Source organism: Lysinibacillus sp. FSL K6-0057 (assembly GCF_038630885.1).
Classification (GTDB): Bacteria; Bacillota; Bacilli; order Bacillales_A; family Planococcaceae; genus Lysinibacillus; species Lysinibacillus fusiformis_F.
On record NZ_CP152047.1, the window covers coordinates 1,426,016 to 1,441,208 of the forward strand.

A 15,193-nucleotide genomic window follows, 5' to 3' on the forward strand; every position below is an offset into this window, starting at 1 on the left:
AAAATACTGGAGGAAATAGCATGATAAAAGTCTCGGAAGATCAATATCCTATCATTAAACAATTTATTTCAACAGCACCAACATTTGTTTATAGTATACTAGATCAAATTATAGAAGGAACTGTCTATATGGATACAGTTGCTTACCAAACGTTATTATTCCACACGAAATCAGGAATCTATTATGTATATGGCGATGCAAGTAAGACTTCGATTGATCATCAGCTTGTCTACTGCTTCCAACAGGCCATAAAGCAAAAGAAACGTTTTACCTTATTTTCTTATTCAGAACAATGGAATATTAAAATTGAACAATTGCTAAATGACCAGCTTAGAAAATTAGAACGCTACACATTTACATTCGATGAAACTATTTATAATCATCAAGAAAAGCGTGGGGAACGACATTACGAAGTCAAGTCTATTACTGACCATCTTATTAACAATTCACTGGAATTTGATCAGACATATTATGAGGAATATTGGGATGCTACCTCTAATTTCCTCGAAAATGGCTTTGGCTTTTGTTTAGTACATAAAGAGCAGATCATCAGTGAAGCTGTCTCTATTTTTAAATCGAATGAATATGCAGAAATTGATATTATGACAGATTCAAATTTTAGAGGACAAGGATTAGCAAGTAGCATTGCGGAAACATTTATAGATCATTGTCTTGCCAACCAGCTAACGCCTTGTTGGGATTGTGATATTTCGAACACGGCATCCATTCATTTAGGTACAAAGCTTGGTTTTACAACTCCGCAAAAATATGCGATTTATACAAAAAGATAGCCCACGTTGCTTTCGAAAACACCGTGAGCTTTGTCTGTAGTTAAAAGAAACGATTGCGTAATTCGAAAACACGATAGAACAGTCTGGCATCTCTAGCCATTTTATTTGGTGCGTTCATATGGGGGCGGAGGCATTGTTGAAACAATTCATCACAGTATTTTGTGCTACCGTGGCGTTCATAGCATTCATCATGCAGTTTACAGCAAGCATCCACTGCATTTGTAGGGGCGCCTGGTCCTGAGCAACCAGGACCACAGTATCGATAGCCAGGATAACAAAAACCGAGCTTGCGATTTCTATTCATCTTCTAAACCTCTCTTTTCGATGTTTTTACTATAAAATATGTAACGTTTCTTCGTAGAAAAGGATAAAAAACTATAAGACTATTCTTTTTGATTTAAGGTTCCTGTAAGCTTAAAAAAAAATTAGCTGTAAGGATGGGAAGTTATGCTAGTTATAGCATAAAAGATAAGGAGTTTTTTTAACATGAATCCATCCGTTACACAAAAAGAACGAATCATTTCCTTAGATATTATAAGAGGATTAGCGTTATTTGGTATTTTATTTATTAATGTAGGCGCCTATCAGCTTTTAATGGAGGGTGCACCAATGCCTGATATGAGTGGTATCAATGGGGTGATTGATTCACTTATTAATATTTTTATAGAAAAGAAATTTTTCTCTATCTTTTCATTCCTATTTGGGGTTGGTTTTTATATTTTTGCTTCACGTGCAGAAGCGCGTGGGGATAGACCGAAATGGCGCTTTGCAAGACGCTTATTTGCTTTATTGGGTATTGGTATTATTCATATTTTTATTTTTTGGGGCTCTATCCTAGCCATTTACGCAGTGATTGGATTTTTATTGCTCCCATTTTATTCGGCGAAGGTTTCAACTATTTCTAAATGGTTATTTACCATTATCACACTGCATATTCTTGCGCTATTAGGACAAATGTATATGCCGACTAATGCGATTTCGTCAGCTATTTTTGGCTTTTTAGGCAATGATGCCGTAGCCATCTTTATTATGTTTTTAAGTGGTTTCTTAGTAGCAAAAGCTGATTGGATTGGGCATATTGGGGAGCATAGTCAAAAAATAAAACGGCTGCTTTATGGTACTTTCCCTTTCTTTATTGGATTTTCACTATGGATTTGGTTTGCCTCACAAGCAGATGACCAACAGCTTCAATCTATTATTGGCTTAGGGGTTGTTCCGACAACATACTTTTATTTAAGTGGTTTATTTATTCTATTAGAACATAAAACAATAGCCAAGCTACTTCAGCCAATTGGACGTGTAGGGCAAATGGCCTTTACAAATTATTTGGCACAAAGCTTTATTGAAACAGCCATCATTTCATTAATGGGGTTAGAAGTAGTTTCACCATCAGAGATTGTAGTAATCGCGAGTATAACGTTTATCATTCAAATAATCTATAGTGTGATTTGGTTTAAATTCTTTACAATTGGACCATTTGAAAAATTATGGCGCTATATGACTTATGGTAAAAAAGTTGTGTCAAAACAATCATAAAACACTGTAAATCCCAAACAATTCTACTGTTTGGGATTTTTTTTGCTGAAATAAATTGTATGTTTTTGTAAAAGATGAAACCTAAAATGGTAGACAACCGTAAACTAGATACTAGAAATAAAGGAGCGTTTACAATATGGCAAAGCAAATAAAAAAATATATGGCTGTGACAACGGCATCTTTGATGGCTGTACAGCTAGCAGCATGTGGAAATAGTGAAACTCAGACAGTGGAGGAAACCTCTTTAACTACTTCGAATCAGGTAACAGAAGATCAAAATCAAGCAACCACAAGTAATGAAATAGAAAGTGTTTATACTAGTGAAATGGCTGATGCCTGTGATGAATGGCAAGAAGGTGATGATGGTTCCTTTGAATGTATCGATGAAAATTCACCTTACTATGCACAGCATTTCTTTAATGGACTAATGTATGCAACGGCTGGCGCAATGATAGGTAGTGCAATATATAAAAGTCGCAATTTAAAAAATGGCACAGATCGAGAGGAGCAAACCAATGGTGGCGGCTCAGCCGTGCCACGATCGTCATCAAGCGCTAAAGATGAAAGTAAATCAACAAATGGTATAACAAACAGTACGCAAAATAAGGCTGGTTCAACTTCAGGTAGCTCTACTTCAAGTGGATCAAATTCTTATTCGAGTGGACAACGTTCCTATTCGACAGATAGTTCATCTAAGAGCTCCAATTCCTACTCTAATGGCTCCTCCTCAAGCACAGGGAAATCCGGCTTTGGTTCAGGCGGGGCATCTCGTGGCGGCTCGTCCTCCTCGTAAAGTTTGGAAAGGAAGCAAAAACGATGATGAATCATACACAGCAACGACAAGCATTCTACTCGAAATTCCCTAAATTCTTTCCTGACTTTGAGGATTTGGAGTATGCGTTATATGATGTTTTAGAATTGCCAAAGCAGCAAATTGATCAACTTCACTATGCAACACAAATCCTTTGGCGCATTTTTTTAAAAGTTGGGAAACAATTTAAACATTTATCGGTCGATCAACTGTTAGCCCTAGGAATTCGACCCGAAATGATACCATATATTCAACTAGATTATTTACAGCAGCAATCAGTTCTGGCACGATTTGATTTTATTTGTACAGAGGAGGGCTACATTAAATGTTTAGAGTTAAATGGAGAAACACCTTTTCTTGTACAAGAAACCTTTGAGATGAATGACGCACTATGCCAGCATTTTGGCTATAAAAATCCCAATGATGTAACAGCCTTACAAAAAACCTTGTCGGGTGCTCTTTTTGCTGCCATCCAATATTTACAAGATGTCAACAAACCAAAGATTGTTATCACGGGGAAAACAGCGAAGGAGGACTACGAGGAGTATTGCCAAGTACAGTTTATCAAACACTGTATTCCTTTTGATATGGAGTATGTGCCCATTCAAGAACTGATTATCTTTTCTAGTGACACGTCTGAGGTAGCACAAGGTCTGTATACACCCACAATGGAGAAAATTGATATTTTATTTAGACCCGCACACCCTGTAGAGTTTTTACTAGATGATGTGGCATCGGATGGTGATCGCATTGGATTGCATCTTTTAGAGCTTATCAAAAAAAGACAGCTGGCAATTATTAATCCACCTGCTGCTTATGTATTACAATCGAAAATCTTATTATGGTTAATATGGGAGCGGAGAAATGATCCATTACTCTTTACTTCCGAGGAACGAGCAGCTATCCAGCAATATATGCTCCCTACATACCTTACAGCAGAACCATTTATACGAGAGGATATACCCTATGTGAAGAAGCCTGTTTATTCTCGTGAGGGAAATACTGTAGAAATTTACGCAGGAAGTGGGCAGAGAGTAAATGCTTCCACATCCACACATTATGATGATAATTTGTTTATTTACCAACAGTATGTGGAGATGCCTAGCATAACAGTACAGTTAGAAGAGGGATATCACGCTAAGAAGTGGCTAATTGGTTCATTTGTGGCGGATAATCAAGCATGTGGTTTAAGCTGTCGGGTAGGCAATCAAATTACAGAATGGGATTCACATTGGTTAGCCGTTGGTTACAAGGAATAACAAATTTATAGTGCTGAAAAACAACACCATCCATAGCATTTTTGTAAAAGGTGAAAATGGATTTCCTTTGCAGGCTACTTGCTTTCCTGTGAGCGAGCGCCGAACCGCTTCCTTCGCTCCGTTTAAGGTTTCGCCTGTCTCGCTATCCCACGGGGGTCAAGTAGCCTTCCACTCCAACCCATTAATTTGTTTTTTTAGCAGCGGTTTTCAAATAAAGTGAAGGTGTTCACTACTCTATATGGAGAGGTGTTGTCACGCATCGCTTCTCCACATTTTTCACTACGGTTAGTATGAAAGAAAAGGAATTTGCAGAATGGTTGATTGGAGTGGAGCCAGCGTCACAGAGGAGACCCTGGAGCGAACGGAAGTGAGTGAAGCGGCTCATCGGACGCCCCCTGGAAAGGACGCTGGCGGAATGGAAATCAACCCCTCGCTTTGCCAAAAGGTCTTTTTCTGTTAGTGACATTAACTTTATTCAACAACATGAATTGGTGAGACTTTTAAAAGTTTCGCCAATCGTTTCGTTTAATCCTTATTCATTCCAACCTTTACAGACATCAATCCATTCTTTATAAGGTGCATACGTTTCGAGCTCTGAAATCGTTACCTCGATGGCTGAATTGCTACTACCACAGGCTGGAAATACTGTAGTAAAACGCTTCAGTGATTCATCTAAATAAATCGCTACGCCTTCGTTCACACCAAAAGGACACACACCTCCGACATCATGGCCAATCATCGTCTCCACATTATCTTTGGATAACATCTTTGCCTTCGTACCAAATAGGGCTTTGTATTTTGCATTATCAATTTTAGCATCACCTGCAGCAACGATTAAGATCGCACCATCATTCACGAGGAAAGATAAAGATTTTGCAATGCGTTCAGGCTCACAGCCAAGCGCCTGGGCTGCTAATTCAACTGTTGCGGAGCTTTCTTCTAATTCTTGTATTTTGTGTTCTACATGCCATTGTGCTAAATGGTGACGTGCTTTTTCAATTGCCATATGTACATCCTCCTACTCATATCAATTATGCCTTAGCATAGGTTGTCGAGATTTTTTGAGATTATTCGAGAAGCTCCCTTTTCTATAGAGGCGAGTTTTCTACATTCATACAAAAAGCATTTGTTAAATCAAGACAAAATTAATTTTACCATAATTTTCAGAATATATGGTTGTGAATGCTTTATCTTTCGAGTACCATTGGTGTAAGGAGTGTAAAATTACACTAAGGAGGTTTTTGTATGCTTAAGTTTATACAAATAGTATCTATTCTAATTGGTTTATCAGTTGTGACATTAATGGTCGCACTCATTATCACATTGAGTGGTGGCATGCATTTAATTAATTTAGTCTTTACTGTACCAGCTTGTTTATTTGTCTGGATTGTTTGTAGCATGTTTAAATGGACCAACACAAAAAAACGAAGAGGCTTGCTATTTGGTGTGATGGGAATCGCCTTATTGATTGCTGCCATCAAACCAATTCAACATTATTATAAATTGAGTATTCCCACTGTGGATGCGGAAATGGATGTAACCGTTTATCAGCCATTTACGCTTGGCAATGAAGTGGTAAAATCTAATGAAAAAGCTTCCTTACAATTGACAGAGTCTTTGCCACGGTTAGATGGTGCAACAGCCATGTATCCTTTGTATGCGGCTTTTGTGGAGGCTACTTATCCCAAAGGTGACTATCCTCCATATAATAGTAGAGTTCAAGTAAGCCGTACACCAGAGGCCTATCAAAATTTAATTGCAGGAGATGTTGATTTGATCTTTGCGGCAGCACCGTCCACCTCACAAGAATGGCAAGCTGAAAAGGAAGGTCTTACGTTTGATATGACGCCAATTGGTCGAGAGGCATTTGTCTTTTTTGTGCACCGTAAAAATAAAATCGATAATTTAACACTTGAGCAGGTCCAAAAAATATATGCTGGAGAAATAACGAATTGGCGTGAAGTGGGTGGTGAGGATGAGGCCATTCGTGCTTTCCAACGCCCAGCAGATAGTGGAAGCCAAACGACACTAGAAAAATTGATGGGCAATACGCCAATTATGGAGGCACCGACTGAAGATGTTGCATCAGGAATGGGTGGAATCATTCGTGAAGTGTCACAATATCGAAATTATAAGAATGCCATGGGCTTTACGTTTAGATATTATTCTACAGAGATGGTTGGTAATAAAAAAATCAAATTACTATCCATTGACGGAGTAGCACCAACAAAAGAGAATATTCAAAATGGTACATATCCTTTAGTATCTGAATTTTTTGCCATCACAGCTGGTACAGAAAATCAAAATGCTCAGAAACTGATTGATTGGATACTTTCTGAGGAAGGGCAAGCGATGGTAGAAAAGGTCGGCTATGTACCAGTGGAAAATCATTAAATAGTTTGCTATACTAAGAGTAATAATCGAATAAAAAGTTTTCTAGGGTTCCGTAGCTATTGCTAGTCTGGTCCGAGAGAAAACCACAAATTGATTTTGTGACACGGAAGGATAAAAGCCTGGGAGATACTGTTTAAAAACAGTTTCTTCAGGCTTTTTTTGTTTGGCTAAAATCGAATTATTTGGCGAATGCTGAAAAAGTATTTGGATTAACCAGTTATTCGGCCGTGTCTTATCAAATGGAGGGATTTAGGATGAATAAACAGTGGATCAGTGTCATAATAGCAGCTTGCTTTGAAGTAGGCTGGGTCATTGGTTTAAAGCATGCAACAAGTGTGCTGGAATGGATTGGGACAGCTATTGCTATTTTTATTAGTTTTTATTTGCTCATTAAAGCTGGAGAGCATTTACCAGTTGGGACAGTCTATGCTATCTTTGTCGGATTAGGTACAGCGGGTACCGTATGTGCAGATAGCTTACTGTTTGGAGAACCGTGGAAATTAGCAAAAATAGTATGTATTGTTGTGTTACTTGCAGGGGTTGTGGGCTTAAAGCTTGTAACGGGAGAGCCTAAGGAACAAGAGGTGACTGAATAATGGCATGGATGGCATTAGTTGTTGCAGGGTTATGTGAGATGATGGGCGTATATATGATTAGTAAATATAATAAGACGAAGAGTATGAAAAATTTAGGGCTGTTGATTGGTGCATTCACCTTAAGTTTTGCAGGTCTTGCCTATGCGATGGAAACATTGCCAATGGGTACTGCCTATGCGATCTGGACAGGAATTGGTGCTGCTGGGGGAGCCTTGCTAGGTATGCTATTTTTTAATGAATCAAAGGACTGGCGACGCATGGTTTGTATTGTCCTTGTATTAGGAGCAGCAATAATGTTGAAATTGCTATCATAATTAAACAGGCACTCTGCATAGTGTTGAAAAACAAAACAATCAATAGAATTTTTGTGAATGGTGAAAATGGTTTCCGTTGCAGGCTACTTGCTTTCCTGTGGGCGAGCGCCGAGCATCCCACGAGAGTCAATTAGCCTTCCACTCCAACCCATAAAAATGTTAACTTTTTAGCAAAGGTTTTCACTACCCTTTATGGAGAGGTGTTGTCACTACACATTGAAAATAGGAGCCTATCTAATTATACAAATCATGGGCTATTTGATCGCTACGGCTAGTATGAAAGATAAGGAAAAGACACTTTTGCAGAATGGTTGATTGGAGTGGAGCCAGCGTCACAGAGGAGACCCTGGAGCGAACGGAAATCAACCCCTCACCTTGCTAAAAGGTCTTTTTCTGCTAGTGACATGATCTTTTTTCAACAACAAACAGGCACTCCTGCATAAGCGGAAGTGCCTGTTTTTATATTATTTTTTTACATCTTTTGTCCATTCAGCCACTTTATCTGAATTAGCATCAATCCATTCTTTAGCAGCATCTTTTGGATCTTTACCATCCATTACTTCTAACATAACACTTTCTAAATCTTCTGCTGTCCAGTGGAAATTATCTAGAACTGAGTATACATCTGGTAAATCTTCTTTTAAGCCTTTACGAACGAATGTATTAATCGTTTCTTCTCCACCAAATACACCCTTTGGATCTTCTAAGTATTTAAGATCATATTTCGCAAATTTCCAGTGTGGTGACCAGCCTGTGACAATAATTTCTTCCTTATCTTTCAGCGCTTTAGATAATGCCGTTGTCATCGCGCCAGAAGAAGAAGTAATAAAGTTCCAATCTGCTAAATTATCATATTCTTCTAATGCTTTTTCTGTCGCAGCCGTAATTCCCGCACCTGGCTCAATACCAGTGATTGTATGATCTGCTTCATTTGTTAAATCTTTAATAGAATTAACATCCATATAGCTTGGTACAACTAAACCAATTTTTGCACCAGCAAGGTTTTCACCTAGCTCATCTAAATCAGCTTTATATTTTTCATATTGTGAAGCATGTGTATGTGGTAGCCATGCAGCCACCATTCCATCAGCTTCTCCTTTCGAGACAGCCTCCCACATGATCGCATTATCCAAAGGAGTTAATGTTACATCATAGCCTAAATCTTCGAGTACCTGCCCAACAACATTCGTTGAGGCAATTTCTGTATCCCACTCAACATAGGCTAGGTTTACCTCCTTAGAATCACTGTTTTTACCAGAACTTGAGCCTGAGTCGCCTCCACTACATGCAGCAAGCATGAAGCCTAGGCCTAGTGCCATTCCTAACTTTGATAGTGTTTTCAGTTTCATCGAATCTCCCTTTCTCTTCATCGTTTTGTATCAGACTGCCGCCATCCATCGGAGCATGGATGGTAGCAAGAAAGATGACGTTTCTATAATGCTTTCTTTTTATTGAAGCTTTGTGTTAAGCGATCAATAATGATTGCGAAAATAACTAAACCTAAACCTGCAACGAAGCCATTCCCAACTTGGGTACGTTGTAGGGCCGTTAATACTTCCCGTCCTAGACCTGGAGCCCCAATCATAGAGGCAATCACTACCATAGAAAGTGACAGCATAACGGTTTGGTTAATCCCTGCCATAATGGTTGATTTAGCAAGGGGAATTTCAACTTTAAATAATTTTTGGCTAGCTGTACTACCATAGGAGTCTGCAGCTTCCACTAATTCTTTTGGTACTTGACGAATACCGAGGTTTGTCATACGTACAGTTGGGGGTAAAGCAAAGATAACGGATGCAAAGACACCAGGTACAATACCAATACCAAAAAAGGCAACAGCCGGAATTAAATAAACAAAGCCAGGCATTGTTTGCATGAAATCTAGTATTGGTTTAATAATGTTTTCAGCTACCGTTGATTTTGACATTAGGATACCAAGTGGAATACCGATGATGATGGATATAATACTGGAAAAGATCACAAGCGTGGTTGTTTCCATAAGATGAGTCCATAATCCTTGGTTATAGATAAACAACAAGCCTATTAATGAGAATGCAGCAAGCCCTAACTTTTTGCCTGAAACGAAGAAGGCAAATATCACGACAAGAAGTATAAGAATAATGGCTGGGATACTAATTAATAAATCAGTGACCTGATTCATGAGTAGTTTTCCGAATTGCTGAATAGAGTTAAAGAACGCTGAAAAATTACTCGTCAACCAGTCCATAGCTGATTCTACCCACGGAGCTAGTGGTAATGTTGGAATATTATCTAAAAAGTTATTCATGTGCTTCGGCCTCCTCATCGCTCGTTGACAGTGCTTGGATGACAACGCCCCTAATTAGTACACCAAGCAAGCGACCATCTTTCACAACGGCAATAGGAGTAGGAGAATTATAGATCATCCCTAAAATATCCTGTAGTAACATATCTGGTGGAACTGTTAACACTTCTGATTGCACAATAGAATGGACGGTTTGCTCTTGTTTCTTAGCTGCAGCCAGTGCATCGTCTGCAGTGATATAGCCTTTTAAATGTCTATTTTTATCAACAGCCATTAATAAACTAACAGCTTCTTGACGCATGCGTTTTAGTGCCACTTTAGGGCCATCTAGGTCTGTATTGACATAAACTGGTCGTACCATGACATTTTCAGCTGTCAATACTTTCGAACGATCCACATCTTCCACGAATGTTTTGACATAATCATTTGCTGGGTTGGTTAATATTTCTTCTCCCGTACCAATCTGAATGATAGAGCCATCCTTCATAATGGCAATGCGATCCCCAATGCGTAATGCTTCATTTAAATCATGTGTGATAAATAAAATCGTCTTTTTCAATGTTTGTTGTAGATCGAGTAGCTCATCTTGCATTTCTTTACGAATCAATGGATCAAGTGCAGAAAATGCTTCATCCATTAGCAGTATTTCAGGATCATTTGCGAGGGCTCGTGCTAAGCCAACACGCTGTTGCATACCACCTGATAATTGACTTGGATACTGATCTTTGTATGCGAGTAATCCGGCATTTTCTAAAGCTTGTTCAGCTTTTGCTTGCCGTTCTTCTTTTGAAATGCCTCGAATTTCAAGGCCATATTCGGTGTTTTGAAGTAATGTACGATGGGGGAATAAACCGAAGTTTTGGAAAACCATGCTCATTTTGTTTCTTCTTACAGACCGTAGACTTTCTTTTCCCATAGTAGAAATATTTTCTCCATCGATATATATATTTCCGCTCGTTGGTTCAATAAGGCGGTTTAAGAGCCGTATAAGCGTGGATTTGCCACTTCCCGACAATCCCATAATCACAAAGATTTCTCCTTCGTTGACAGTAAAGCTTGCATCGTATACACCAACAGTTGCACCTGTTTCTTTTAAGATATCAGTCTTACTTTTTTGTTGCTTAACGAGTTCTAGTGCTTGGGGAATATGTTTGCCAAACACTTTCGATACGTGTTCTATTTTAATTTTTTCCATAGAAGCACTCCTTTCGTAGAATATTACTATGTGAGGATAACGATACCCAAAAATAAACAAGTAACAACCTTACTGTAGCAAAGGGTTGTTACTTTTGTCAAATCGATAAATAAGAAAAAACCCGCTTAAACGCTGTTATATCAGCGCTTAAACGGATTTTAATTTGGGTATAAAAAGCTTTGAACTCTGGCGAAACTTTCATCATTTCCAACAAAATAAATAATGTCACCTTCTTCAAATGAGACATAAGGACCAGGTGATAGTAATAATTCATTGCCACGTCTAATACCAACGATGGTACTAGAAGTATTTTGCCAAAAATTTAAAGCTTGTACAGTTTGATGAATGCATGGACTATCAGCTGTCATTTCTAATTGATAGGGAATGAAAGGATTGACTGATCGATAATGCTCTGTGCGACTAATTAGTTGCTTTGCCTTGTCTTGCAAATTAATCAATTCTTGATGTTGCTTTTGAATACTTGTCAAAAGCTCATTTTGTATTTCATGAATCGATTGGACATCATGAAACTGTCTGACGAATTGAGCCGCTTTTTCATACGATTTTATAATTACGCCGCTACCTTTAGAGGCTTCAACAATTTCTAAGTCTTGCAAAACGGCAATAGCTCTTCTTGCAGTCTCAGCTGAAACATTATATTGACTGGCAAGAGAGGATCTTGCATATATTTTATCGCCAATGCTGTATTTTCTTTCGACAATCTTGGAGGCGAGGTCGATGGCTATTTGTTGATATTTTGGTTGCTTTAGTTGAACAGTTTTTTCTAAGTTCATGTTAAACTTCCTTTCGTCATTACAGTACCACAGCTTATTATAGACTAGCCTGCACAGAAAAAATAGCATCTCCATAAGCTAGTAGTATATGATGAAAAAGTAATAATAAAATTTCCGTCTCTAACAATTATAATGAAAGAATAATAGCTGTTGTTTGACACTTTTTAGTTATTATTATAAACTAAGTTACGTTATGTAAGTGATGTGAAAATACATGTGCTCAGTTGGTGAATTTAGCCAACTGTTTCTATAGAAGGTTGGAGATTAATATGACAATTACGACTAAAGTGATGGACTTAGTGAAAGATAAAATGACAATAGTAAAGCATACGAACACAGAAAATATTTGCCTAGTTGGTCCAGTGAATTTGCCTGTAAAACAAGGTGATTTTTCTGCAACTTTTCAATGGTATAACTGGCTTAAAATCGATGCAAATTTAACAAAAGAAGAAATCATTGATGGATTAGCCGCTGCCAATTTAGCCTTTTTGCAACAATCTTCTGTGCTTGTATATGGTGATTTTGCCCACTCAGAAGATGCTTTAATCCGAATGCATAGTATTTGTCACACAGGTGACATTTTTGGCAGTCAGCGCTGTGATTGTGGTTACCAGTTGCATGAGTCCATGAAAATGATTGTAGAGCATGGCTGTGGTGCCATATTTTATTTAGCTGATCATGAAGGTCGTGGTATTGGACTATTCTCTAAATCTCTTGCCTATTTATTGCAAGAGGAAGGGTTAGATACAGTTGAAGCAAACCATGCACTTGGCTTCCCAGACGATACACGTTCTTATGAAGAAGCACTTGCGGTGTTAGCTACGTTACGTACCAAACCAGTAACCCTGATTACAAATAATCCGAAGAAATTGGCTGCATTACAGGCTCGCGGCATGGCTGCGGAAGGGCATGTTCCTTTATGGGGCGGTTTGACAGAGACGAATCGTTTTTATTTAGAAACGAAAGTTGAAAAATCTGGACATTTACGCGAAAAGCAATAGGTGGAGGTTGCGATGATGATGAATGTAGATGAAAAATATATGCAACTGGCACTAGATTTAGCAGCTAGTGCAAAAGGAAATACGAACCCTAATCCACTTGTTGGGGCTGTAATCGTGAAGAACGGCGTGATTGTAGGCACAGGTTTACACAGAAAAGCAGGAGAACCACATGCTGAAGTGCATGCTTTTCGAATGGCTGGAGAGCATGCACAGGGTGCTACATTATATGTAACGCTAGAGCCTTGTTCACATTATGGTAAGACACCACCTTGTGCGAATTTAGTGAAGGAATCTGGTGTCAGTCGAGTGGTAGTTGCTATGCAAGATCCAAACCCAACTGTAGCAGGTCGTGGTATTCAATTGCTGCAAGAAGCGGGAATAGTGGTAGAAGTAGGTGTTTTAGAGCAACAAGCGCGCCGTTTAAATGAACGTTTTATTCACAATATGCTTACAAAACGCCCATTTGTTATTTCGAAATTTGCCATGACTTTAGATGGGAAAATTGCCACGCATACAGGGCATTCAAAATGGGTAACAGGTGAGGCAGCACGTGAAGATGTTCACCATCTTCGCCATGAAGTAGATGGAATTTTAGTTGGCGTGGGTACAGTGATTGCTGACAATCCCTCTTTAACAACAAGATTAAAAGAAGGATACGGAAAAAATCCAACACGTATTATTATCGATAGTTCTCTACGTACACCTGACCATGCAAATGTGTTAAATACGGAGGATGCACCAACGATTCTGGTTTGTAGTGACGACGTAAGCCAAGAAAAGATTCATTTATTTACAGAAAAAGGTGTTACAGTGTTCCCTGTTCGAAAAAATGAATATGGCCTTCAGATTGATGAGATGCTTGAAAAACTTTATGAACACGGCATAACGGATATTTTGCTAGAAGGCGGAAGTAAAATGAACGCTTCCTTTTTACAGCAAGGTGCAATCGATAAATATGTGGTATATATAGCGCCTAAAGTTCTTGGAGGGAATCTATCGTTAACACCGTTTGCTGGCTATAATCCCTCTCTCATGCATGAGGCATGGGATGTTGAATTTACTTCATTTGATAAAATAGGCGAGGATTTGCGTATTATTGCTTATCCAAAGCAAGGTGAAGAAAAGTGAACTATCAAGCAGATATCTGTATAGTAGGAGCAGGTCCAGCAGGTGCACTGTTAGCCTACCTACTTGCTAAAAAAGGGCTGTCAGTAATCCTACTAGAGCAAAATGCAGCACTTGGTCAGGCATTTCGTGGCGAGCATTTAAATGAGGAAGGTGAGGCTGTTTTAAAAAGTCACCATCTTTTTGAAGCAGTCGAGGCACTTGGCATCTTACGAATGGAAAAGCTTGAGTATTATGCTGGTGGCAGAGCATTTAAAACGATTCTTCCAGATAAAGCAATAGGACATTTAGGCATTCATGTACCTCAGGCCAATTTATTAAAAGGAATTTTACAAAAAGCACAACCGTTCCCTAACTTTACATGCTTGCTACATACAAAGGTAACAAAGCTGATTGTGGATGCTTCAGGTCATTATAGAGGCGTTTTGGCGACAAAAAACGGAGACCCTATAAAGATCGATAGCCAATTAATTATTGGTGCTGATGGTCGTTATTCTACCATTCGTAAGGAAGCACATATTGATGTTCAGAAACAAAAGCATGGCTTTGATTTATTGTGGGCTAAAATTCCTGCACCCACTGATTGGGAGCCATCTATAAAAATGGCACTCATCGATGATAAGCAGCTGTCATTGTTTACGCAAGTTGGTGGTTATATTCAAATAGGCTGGAATATCGAACAAGGTAGTTTCCCTCAGCTCCGAAAACAAGCATTTACACCCTTTATCCAGCAGCTTGTGGAGGCATTTCCAGAATTAGCGGAGTCCGTACAGGCGCAGATAACGTCTTGGCAAGATTTTGTTTTGCTTGATGTCTTTAGTAGCCATTGTAATAGTTGGGGAACAAAGGGCCTTGTCTTGTTAGGGGATGCCGTTCACACAATGACACCAACTGGCGCTTTTGGGCTGAATAGTGCACTGAAAGATGCAGATTGTCTTGCATCATTGCTAAATAAAGACACGCTAGCACATTTTAACGTAGAAGATTTTCAACAAATGCGTGAGCAAGCCATTGAGGAAGTATTAGCAAAACAAATTGAAAAAGAGCAGACATTTGCTTCTAACTTTATAAACAAGGCTTCTTGAAAGGACGA

Annotated in this window: 16 protein-coding genes and 1 riboswitch; of the genes, 10 read left to right on the forward strand and 6 right to left on the reverse strand. The window is 38.7% G+C overall.

Translation table 11 applies throughout. The features are described from left to right. Nucleotides 1-20 precede the first annotated feature (20 nt). Entirely contained in the window at nt 21-791 is a 771-nt protein-coding gene (locus MHB40_RS06685; protein WP_342534147.1) for a GNAT family N-acetyltransferase, read from the forward strand. Between the two features lie 40 nt (nt 792-831). Here the strand turns inward: MHB40_RS06685 and MHB40_RS06690 are convergent, their stop codons facing one another. Further along, nucleotides 832-1,095: a Parvovirus coat protein VP1-like protein gene (locus MHB40_RS06690; RefSeq protein WP_342442819.1), complete on the reverse strand. Its 264-nt coding sequence runs from the start codon at nt 1,093-1,095 to the stop codon at nt 832-834. Nucleotides 1,096-1,277: 182 nt separating this feature from the next. On the opposite strand from MHB40_RS06690, the gene MHB40_RS06695 reads away from it, so the two are divergent. From MHB40_RS06695 to MHB40_RS06705, 3 genes are all read left to right on the forward strand, one after another. After that, complete coding sequence (locus tag MHB40_RS06695) at nt 1,278-2,327, forward strand: DUF418 domain-containing protein (RefSeq protein WP_342534148.1); 1,050 nt, start codon at nt 1,278-1,280, stop codon at nt 2,325-2,327. A gap of 136 nt (nt 2,328-2,463) precedes the next feature. Then, nucleotides 2,464-3,120 (forward strand): hypothetical protein, encoded by a 657-nt coding sequence (locus MHB40_RS06700; RefSeq protein WP_342534149.1) that lies wholly within the window; start codon nt 2,464-2,466, stop codon nt 3,118-3,120. Between the two features lie 23 nt (nt 3,121-3,143). Then, entirely contained in the window at nt 3,144-4,397 is a 1,254-nt protein-coding gene (locus MHB40_RS06705; protein WP_342534150.1) for a glutathionylspermidine synthase family protein, read from the forward strand. 532 nt (nt 4,398-4,929) lie between these two features. Here the strand turns inward: MHB40_RS06705 and MHB40_RS06710 are convergent. Continuing rightward, entirely contained in the window at nt 4,930-5,403 is a 474-nt protein-coding gene (locus tag MHB40_RS06710; protein ID WP_342534151.1) for a YbaK/EbsC family protein, read from the reverse strand. Nucleotides 5,404-5,642: 239 nt separating this feature from the next. Here MHB40_RS06710 and MHB40_RS06715 point away from each other — a divergent pair, with 239 nt between their 5' ends. From MHB40_RS06715 to MHB40_RS06725, 3 genes are all read left to right on the forward strand, one after another. Further along, a complete protein-coding gene (locus tag MHB40_RS06715; protein WP_342534152.1) occupies nt 5,643-6,791 on the forward strand; it encodes a PstS family phosphate ABC transporter substrate-binding protein in 1,149 nt (382 codons plus the stop codon). Between the two features lie 31 nt (nt 6,792-6,822). Then, nucleotides 6,823-6,919, forward strand: a riboswitch (guanidine-I (ykkC/yxkD leader). 126 nt (nt 6,920-7,045) lie between these two features. Continuing rightward, entirely contained in the window at nt 7,046-7,387 is a 342-nt protein-coding gene (locus MHB40_RS06720) for a multidrug efflux SMR transporter (RefSeq protein ID WP_342442823.1), read from the forward strand. Continuing rightward, the gene (locus tag MHB40_RS06725) at nt 7,387-7,701 is read left to right on the forward strand and encodes a multidrug efflux SMR transporter (RefSeq protein ID WP_205442180.1); all 315 of its coding nucleotides are present in this window, start codon (nt 7,387-7,389) and stop codon (nt 7,699-7,701) included. The genes MHB40_RS06720 and MHB40_RS06725 overlap by 1 nt, the downstream gene beginning before the upstream one ends. 464 nt (nt 7,702-8,165) lie before the next feature. Here the strand turns inward: MHB40_RS06725 and MHB40_RS06730 are convergent, their stop codons facing one another. The 4 genes from MHB40_RS06730 to MHB40_RS06745 all read right to left on the reverse strand — a co-directional run bounded on the left by MHB40_RS06730 (nt 8,166) and on the right by MHB40_RS06745 (nt 11,974). Continuing rightward, a complete protein-coding gene (locus MHB40_RS06730) occupies nt 8,166-9,050 on the reverse strand; it encodes a glycine betaine ABC transporter substrate-binding protein (RefSeq protein WP_342534153.1) in 885 nt (294 codons plus the stop codon). Between the two features lie 83 nt (nt 9,051-9,133). Next, nucleotides 9,134-9,988, reverse strand: coding sequence for a proline/glycine betaine ABC transporter permease (locus MHB40_RS06735; protein ID WP_016991840.1), 855 nt, complete (start codon nt 9,986-9,988; stop codon nt 9,134-9,136). After that, the gene (locus MHB40_RS06740) at nt 9,981-11,180 is read right to left on the reverse strand and encodes a glycine betaine/L-proline ABC transporter ATP-binding protein (RefSeq protein WP_205442182.1); all 1,200 of its coding nucleotides are present in this window, start codon (nt 11,178-11,180) and stop codon (nt 9,981-9,983) included. Before MHB40_RS06740 ends, MHB40_RS06735 begins: the two co-directional genes overlap by 8 nt. A gap of 158 nt (nt 11,181-11,338) precedes the next feature. Then, complete coding sequence (locus MHB40_RS06745) at nt 11,339-11,974, reverse strand: TrkA C-terminal domain-containing protein (RefSeq protein WP_205442183.1); 636 nt, start codon at nt 11,972-11,974, stop codon at nt 11,339-11,341. Between the two features lie 269 nt (nt 11,975-12,243). On the opposite strand from MHB40_RS06745, the gene MHB40_RS06750 reads away from it, so the two are divergent. The 3 genes from MHB40_RS06750 to MHB40_RS06760 are packed head-to-tail and all read left to right on the forward strand — an operon-like array spanning nt 12,244 to nt 15,185. Further along, entirely contained in the window at nt 12,244-12,975 is a 732-nt protein-coding gene (locus MHB40_RS06750; RefSeq protein ID WP_342534154.1) for a GTP cyclohydrolase II, read from the forward strand. Between the two features lie 15 nt (nt 12,976-12,990). Next, complete coding sequence (ribD, locus tag MHB40_RS06755; RefSeq protein ID WP_342534751.1) at nt 12,991-14,103, forward strand: bifunctional diaminohydroxyphosphoribosylaminopyrimidine deaminase/5-amino-6-(5-phosphoribosylamino)uracil reductase RibD; 1,113 nt, start codon at nt 12,991-12,993, stop codon at nt 14,101-14,103. Further along, on the forward strand, nt 14,100-15,185 hold the full coding sequence (locus MHB40_RS06760) for an FAD-dependent oxidoreductase (protein ID WP_342534155.1): 1,086 nt from the start codon (nt 14,100-14,102) through the stop codon (nt 15,183-15,185). The genes ribD and MHB40_RS06760 overlap by 4 nt, the downstream gene beginning before the upstream one ends. Nucleotides 15,186-15,193: the final 8 nt, after the last annotated feature.